Annotated in this window: 1 protein-coding gene; it reads right to left on the bottom strand. The window is 63.4% G+C overall.

Translation table 11 applies throughout. The annotated features are described in order from the left end of the window. Window positions 1-293: 293 nt before the first annotated feature. On the bottom strand, window positions 294-1745 hold a 1452-nt coding region (locus tag C0456_RS20425; RefSeq protein ID WP_291056508.1), incomplete at its 5' end, for a type ISP restriction/modification enzyme.

Below are 1745 nucleotides of genomic sequence, written 5' to 3'. Positions count from 1 at the left end.
TAGGGTGTGCTTTCGTCAAGAGGGACTTTGGCCGTGATCCTGAAATTGTAGCGGCTTTTGGAAGTGCATGATTTTTCGCGCTTCCAGTGGGGAAAAGCGGGGCCATGCGGCCGTGAGATTGCTGTGATGCCGTGGCCGGAATCTCGGTTTGTTCCGGAATGGGGACCAAATAGCCATCACTGGCAGGTATGCTCGCCGCATTGATTTCGCGAAGTCCCTACCGCGCATCGGGAGCTGGATTTCGCCTCCGGATTCGGGACCCGAACACACGCAGTCAGCCATGACGGGCGGGTTCACGCCGTCAGCTTGCTGGCGGGGATCAGGGGGCCATCGCAGACACGCTTCAGAAGGTCCGCCTGCTTTGGTTCCAGCTCGACCAGCAGCGCCAGGACATTGAGCACGTTGATGAGCTCGCTGGTGTATTCGGGCAGCCACCGATCGGGCTGGATATCGCCCAGCGGAGAAGGGGGGCGCTTGTCGCCGATCAGGGGGCGTTCGCGGTTCTTGCGGCGGTAGCTGAACCACTGGCGCAGCACCTGCTTGCCCGACACTTCATAGGCCCAGACGGCGGGCGGAACATTGTCGATGAAGCCGGTGCCGACGAGCAGTCGGCGCTTAGCGGCATCGTATTCGAGCGTGTCGGGAAAACCCTCGGGCGTGGAGGGGATTGCGCCGTCCTTGGGCTGGGTCGGGCCGCCTTCGCCAACTCGTGGGGGACGGGGTGGATCTTCGGTGGCGAAGCGTTCCCCGAAGGTGTGCAGCCGGATCACCTCGCGGCCCAGCTTTGCGGCTTCAGCGAACAGCGCCGCATCGGCAGTCAGCGGCACGCGCAGACCGGGGCGGACAAGGTCTTCGGCAAAGCTGGCGGTGTAGGCCGGATGGGCAAGCAGCGCCGCGACATAGGCGAAGATATCAACCGGATCGACCGGCGCGCCGAATGCCTTGGAAAGCAGCGCGATGACGGCGGGGGAGATGTTGGATTCGGTCGCGGCGGCGTTCCTCCAGAGGGCGAAAACGCGACCGCCTCGTCCAGCGTAGTGGTGCAGATCGGGGATTGCAGCAACAGCCGACAAACCCGGCCCATTCTTGGGTGTGCGATCCATCGGAGCAGTCAGGAGAATCTGCTGCTCGCTGTAGTTGTCCCAGAGGCCCGGATTCGGCTGATTGATAACCCGCGCATCGGGCAGGATATACTGCCGGTCGAACGACCGGAAACCGTATCGAACCGGAGCCTCCCCAGCGAGAGCGCGACGCGCCAAAAGCCGTAGTTTCTGGTCCTCGTGGTCAACCTGCTTTGGTGCATCTTCGACAGCAGTGAGCACCTCGCGCTGAGGCCACCAAAGCGCCTTTCCGGACTTGCCGATATGCCTGTCGCCGGGTTTGCCGTCGCGCATATGGGGCTGGAAAAGCATTGCGCGCTTATCCGCCTTCGGCTCTTCAACGAGCCGCTTCCAGCGCTGCTTCAGCGACACTTCATCCGGGGCGATGATCCATGTGCGCCCCGGCATTACGCCCGAACCGCAATCGCCAATTACCGCATCGAGCGGGGCGAATGCGCCCCACCCTTCTCGCAGTTCCGGGAGGAAGGGCGCGCGCGGATCGGAGGGGCAATCACTCCACCCACCGCCCGCCAGCGTGATGGTTTTCAGCTCCTCGAATTTCTGCTCACGACGACCCTTGGCGAGCGCCCGGTATCGCACCCGCGCAGCGTTCTTGCCGGGCTCGCGAGAGCGGCTTGCCAGCAC

This window comes from Hyphomonas sp., assembly GCF_013823385.1.
Lineage (GTDB): Bacteria > Pseudomonadota > Alphaproteobacteria > Caulobacterales > Hyphomonadaceae > Hyphomonas.
Note: the sequence above shows the minus strand (reverse complement) of the source record. Positions and strands in the feature narration are given on the sequence as shown.